Annotated in this window: 5 protein-coding genes; all 5 read left to right on the top strand. The window is 71.1% G+C overall.

Annotation, left to right across the window (positions count from 1 at the left end):
- A partial coding sequence (locus ASD62_RS20605; RefSeq protein ID WP_235530645.1) for an ACT domain-containing protein occupies positions 1-360 on the top strand: 360 nt, incomplete at its 5' end.
- Positions 361-414: 54 nt separating this feature from the next.
- Entirely contained in the window at positions 415-2,022 is a 1,608-nt protein-coding gene (gene ffh / locus ASD62_RS05860; protein WP_056915153.1) for a signal recognition particle protein, read from the top strand.
- The gene (locus tag ASD62_RS05855; RefSeq protein ID WP_056915152.1) at positions 2,019-2,870 is read left to right on the top strand and encodes an alpha/beta fold hydrolase; all 852 of its coding nucleotides are present in this window, start codon (positions 2,019-2,021) and stop codon (positions 2,868-2,870) included. Before ffh ends, ASD62_RS05855 begins: the two co-directional genes overlap by 4 nt.
- A 75-nt stretch (positions 2,871-2,945) precedes the next feature.
- Complete coding sequence (locus tag ASD62_RS05850) at positions 2,946-4,031, top strand: amidohydrolase family protein (RefSeq protein ID WP_056915151.1); 1,086 nt, start codon at positions 2,946-2,948, stop codon at positions 4,029-4,031.
- A gap of 339 nt (positions 4,032-4,370) precedes the next feature.
- A partial coding sequence (locus tag ASD62_RS05845; RefSeq protein WP_056915150.1) for a sulfate ABC transporter substrate-binding protein occupies positions 4,371-5,379 on the top strand: 1,009 nt, incomplete at its 3' end.

Below are 5,379 nucleotides of genomic sequence, written 5' to 3'. Positions count from 1 at the left end.
GACCGGGGCCCGCTGGGGCTGCTCGACCGCCGCCGACAGTTCGCGGCGCGACCGAGCGCGGAAGCGGGGACCGGGTCACCCGGGCAGGCGCGCGCCCTCGTGGTGCCGCACGCCTCGGAGGAGGCGACCGTGATCGAGGTGCGGGCCCAGGACCGTCCAGGCTTGCTGCACGAGCTCGGTATGGGGTTCGCGAAGGCCGGTCTGTCCGTGCGGTCCGCGCACATCGCCACCTACGCCGGGCAGACGCTCGACACGTTCTACGTCACCGAGTTCGGTGGGCGCCTGCTGCCGCCGGCCAAGGTGGCCCAGACCGTGGCGATGGTCATCGACATCTGCGACGGCGCGACCACCGGCTCGTGAGGTTGCTGGTGGTCGTGTCGGTGCGGCCCGGTTCGACCGATTAGTCTGAGGGCCGTGTTCACGTCACTTTCCGACCGCCTGACCGCCACCTTCAAGAACCTCCGGGGCAAGGGGCGGCTGTCCGAGTCCGATGTCAACGCCACCGTGCGCGACATCCGGCTCGCCCTGCTCGACGCCGACGTCTCGCTGCCCGTGGTGAAGCAGTTCACCTCCGCGGTCCGCGACCGGGCGCTCGGCTCGGAGGTCTCCGGGGCGCTCAACCCCGGCCAGCAGGTCGTCAAGATCGTCAACGAGGAGCTCGTCGGCATCCTCGGCGGGCAGACGCGGACGATCCAGTTCGCCAAGAACCCGCCCACCGTCATCATGCTCGCGGGTCTGCAGGGCGCCGGTAAGACCACCCTTGCGGGCAAGCTGGCGCGCTGGCTCAAGGAGCAGGGACACACCCCGATCCTCGTCGCCGCCGACCTCCAGCGCCCGAACGCCGTGACCCAGCTCGAGGTGGTCGGAGAGCGGGCAGGTGTCCCGGTCTACGCGCCCGAGCGCGGCAACATCGGTGGCCACGACGCGGTCGGCCCGACGGGGGAGGGCACCCGTTCCTTCGGTGACCCGGTCGGGGTGTCCCGCGCCGGCATCGAGCACGCCCGCCGCAACCAGCACGACGTCGTCATCGTCGACACCGCCGGACGCCTCGCCGTCGACGCGAACCTCATGCAGCAGGCCGCCGACATCCGCTCGGCCATCTCGCCCGACGAGGTGCTCTTCGTCATCGACGCGATGATCGGCCAAGCCGCCGTCGACACCGCGCTCGCGTTCCAGGAGGGCGTCGACTTCACCGGCGTCGTCCTGTCCAAGCTCGACGGTGACGCCCGTGGTGGCGCCGCGCTGTCGGTCGCGTCGGTCACCGGTCGCCCGATCATGTTCGCCAGCACCGGCGAGGGCGTGAAGGACTTCGAGGTCTTCCACCCCGACCGGATGGCCTCGCGCATCCTCGACATGGGTGACGTGCTCACCCTCATCGAGCAGGCGGAGAAGGCGTTCGACGCCCGCCAGCAGGCGGAGATGCAGCGCAAGTTCCTCGCCGAGGAGGACTTCACCTTCGACGACTTCCTCGACCAGATGGCCGCCCTGAAGAAGATGGGTGGCCTGAAGTCGATGCTCGGCATGATGCCGGGCATGGGCCAGATGAAGGCCCAGCTGGACAACCTCGACCCGCGGGAGTTCGACCGCATCGAGGCGATGGTCCGATCGATGACGCCGTTCGAGCGCACCCACTCCAAGCAGATCAACGGGTCGCGCCGCCTGCGCATCGCCAAGGGCTCGGGGGTCGAGGTGTCCGAGGTCAACGGCCTGCTCGAGCGCTTCACCGAGGCGCAGAAGATGATGAAGCAGCTCGCCCGCGGCGGTGGCATCCCTGGCATGCCGGGCATCCCGGGTATGGGTGGCGGCGCCGGCAAGCGCGGCAAGCAGCAGCCCCAGCGCAAGAAGTCCAAGTCCGGCAACCCGGCCAAGCGGGCCGCCGAGGAGCGTGCCGCCGCGGAGAAGTCCACGGCGCCGCGGACCGGAGGCGGCGCTGCCTTCGGCGCCGGTGCGACCGGTGGGGCGCCCGCCGACATGGACCCGAGCCAGCTGCCCGCAGGCTTCGAGAAGTTCCTCGGCCGGTGAGCGACGGCGCGCAGCCGTCTGGGCGCGGGCCGTCGCTGCACACCCTGTCGGTCGGCACCGCCGGGCCGCGGGTGGCGTTCCTGCACGGCTTGTTCGGCCAGGGCCGCAACTGGTCACAGATCGCCAAGGCCCTCGCCGGGCCCGGCGGCGACGGCGCCCGTTCGACGCTGGTCGACCTGCCCGACCACGGGCGCTCCCCGTGGACGGAGGAGTTCTCGTTCACGGCCTACGCCGATGCTGTGGCGGCGACCCTGCGCGGCATCGACGCGGACGCGCGCTGGATGGTCGTCGGGCACTCGCTCGGCGGCAAGACCGCGATGCTGCTCGCCCTCCGGCACCCGGAGCTCGTCGCGCGCCTCGTCGTCGTCGACATCGCGCCGAAGTCCTACGGCAGCCTCGACCGGTTCAGCGGCTACATCGCCGAGATGGAACGCCTGCCGCTGGACGACCTGACCAGCCGGGGTGACGCCGAGGCGCGGTTCGAGGAGCCGAACCGTGGCGTCAAGGCGTTCCTCATGCAGAACCTGCGGCGCGACGGCGACACCTGGCACTGGCAGGCCAACCTCGGGCTCTTCTCGGCAGACGCAGCCAAGGGGACGGGTTCGGTCATCGCCGGCTGGCCGGACGCGGCCGCCGACCTGGCGCCGTACGACGGCCCGGTGCTCTGGATCGCCGGGTCCGAGTCCGAGTACATCCGTGACGAGGACCTGCCCGCGATGCAGGCCCTCTTCCCGAAGGTGCGACAGCTGACGGTCAAGGGTGCCTCCCACTGGGTGCACACGGACGCCCCCGAGGTGGTCGTGGAGGCGCTGCGCCGGTTCGTGCGTCCGCTCGCCGAGACCTCCTGACCGTCGGTCCACCTCCCGTACCCGGACGCGGCCTGCTCCCGCGAGATCGCGGCCGCCCGTCGCTAGGGTCGTTCCATGGCAACGGTGCTGCACCTGCAGGGTGAGATCCTCGTCGGCCCGGAGGACGTCCGGCCCGAGGCGTGGGTGGTCGGTGGACGGCTGACCTTCGAGCGGCCGACGGGAGCCGGTGGCGACGTCCAGACCCTGCGTGGCTGGGTGCTGCCGGGGCTCGTGGATGCGCACTGCCACGTCGGCCTCGACGCCCACGGGGCGGTGGACGACGCGACCGCGGAGGCGCAGGCGCTCGCCGACCGGGAGGCCGGCACGCTGCTCATCCGTGATGCCGGGTCGCCGGCGGACACCCGGTGGGTCGACCAGCGCGACGACCTCCCCAAGGTCATCCGCGCCGGCCGTCACATCGCCCGCACCCGCCGCTACATCCGCAACTTCGCCCACGAGATCGAGCCCGACCAGCTCGTCGAACGCGTCCGGCTCGAGGCGAAGGCGGCCGACGGCTGGGTCAAGCTCGTCGGCGACTGGATCGACCGCGACACCGGTGACCTGTCGACCTGCTGGCCGGTCGACGTCCTCAGCGACGCGATCGCGGCCGCCCACGAGGAGGGGGCGCGGGTGACGGCGCACTGCTTCGGTGAGGCCTCGCTCTACGACTTCGCCGCCGCGGGCACCGACTGCATCGAGCACGCCACCGGGCTCGAGCCCGAGACCATCGCGCAGTTCGCCGAGCAGCAGATCGCCATCGTGCCCACGCTGGTCAACATCGCGACCTTCCCCGCGATCGCGGAGCCGGCCATGGAGAAGTACCCCGCCTACCACCAGCGGATGCTGGCCCTGCACGGTCGCCGCTACGCCACCATCGGCGCCGCCCGCGACGCCGGGATCCCGATCTACCTCGGCACCGACGCCGGCGGCTCCCTGCGCCACGGGCTCGTCGCCGATGAGGCGCACGAGCTCACCAAGGCGGGGCTGAGCAACGCAGAGGCCCTGCATGCCGCCACGTGGGGCGCGCGCGCCTGGCTGGGTCGCCCCGGGCTGGAGGAGGGGGCGGACGCCGACCTCGTCGTCTACGCCACCGACCCGCGCCGCGAGATCCGGGCCCTGGCCGCGCCGGAGCACATCGTGCTGCGCGGCACCGAGGTCTGACCCCGGCACACCCCCGGCACACCCCGGCATACCCCGGCATACCCCGGCTCAGCCCCGGGCACACCGCCAGGGCGCGCGCGGTGAGCAGGACCTGTCGCCATTCCGTCCGCGATGGCGACAGCTGGCGAGCACCGAGACGGTGATGGCGCGGCCCATCGCTGCGGGGTGGGCGACCCGTCCCGAAAGGCGCGGTATCACCACATCCACGATGCGAGACATAAGCGCACGTTATTTGACCGATAACGCGACGCTATCCAAAATCCTAGGTGTCACATAGGAGATCACCCGCCGCCCGGCCGGTGACCACGGCCGGCACCGCTGGCACCGAAGGAGCCCACGATGAACCGTCACCCCCGCCTCGCCCTGGCCGCCGTCGCGACCGTCGGCGCGATGGTGATGACGGCCTGTGCCGGGGGAGGCGCGAGCGACACGGTCGGTGCGTCGGCCGCCGACGCGGGTGCCGCCACCAGCACCATCGACCTCTACGCGTACGCCGTCCCGAAGGTGGGCTACGACAAGCTCATCCCCGCGTTCAACGCGACCGCGGCGGGCAAGGGCGTGCAGTTCCAGCAGTCCTACGGCGCCTCCGGCGACCAGTCGCGCAAGGTCGCCGCGGGTGCGTCGGCCGACTTCGTCAACTTCTCGGTCGAGCCCGACATCACCCGCCTCGTGGACGCCGGCCTGGTCGACAAGGACTGGAACGCCAACCAGTACAAGGGGATCCCGTTCGGCTCGGTCGTCACGATCGTCGTCCGCAAGGGCAACCCCAAGGGCATCAAGGACTGGGATGACCTGCTCAAGCCCGGGATCGAGGTCGTCACGCCGAACCCGTTCAGCTCTGGCAGCGCCAAGTGGAACCTGCTCGCCCCGTATGCCGCCAAGAGCGACGGTGGCAAGAACCCGGCCGCGGGCCTCGCCTACATCTCCAAGCTCGTCGGCGACCACGTCAAGGTGCAGCCGAAGTCGGGTCGTGAGGCGACCGAGACGTTCCTCCAGGGCACCGGCGACGTCCTGCTCAGCTACGAGAACGAGGCGCTGTTCGCCGAGCGCAGCGGTGACCCGGTCGAGCACGTGACCCCGCCGACCACGTTCAAGATCGAGAACCCCACGGCCGTCATCAGCAAGAGCAAGAACCTCGCGAAGGCCAAGGCCTTCAACGACTTCCTGTTCACGCCCGAGGCGCAGAAGCTGTGGGCGCAGGCAGGGTTCCGCCCGGTCGACCCGACCGTGGCGAAGGAGTTCGCGGCCGACTTCCCGCAGCCGCAGAAGCTGTGGACCATCGACGACCTCGGTGGGTGGAAGACGGTCGACGGCACCCTGTTCAAGAAGGAGACCGGCTCCATCGCGC

Origin of the sequence: Phycicoccus sp. Root563 (genome assembly GCF_001427915.1) — a bacterium.
In the GTDB taxonomy this organism is placed as follows: domain Bacteria; phylum Actinomycetota; class Actinomycetes; order Actinomycetales; family Dermatophilaceae; genus Pedococcus.
The sequence above is the reverse complement of the archived record's forward strand: the minus strand, read 5'-3'. Positions and strand labels throughout refer to the sequence as shown.

Bases quoted from the DNA above. Each gene is read 5' to 3' on its own strand.
- ASD62_RS05850 (WP_056915151.1), top strand. From the start codon at position 2,946: ATGGCAACGGTGCTGCACCTGCAGGGTGAGATCCTCGTCGGCCCGGAG.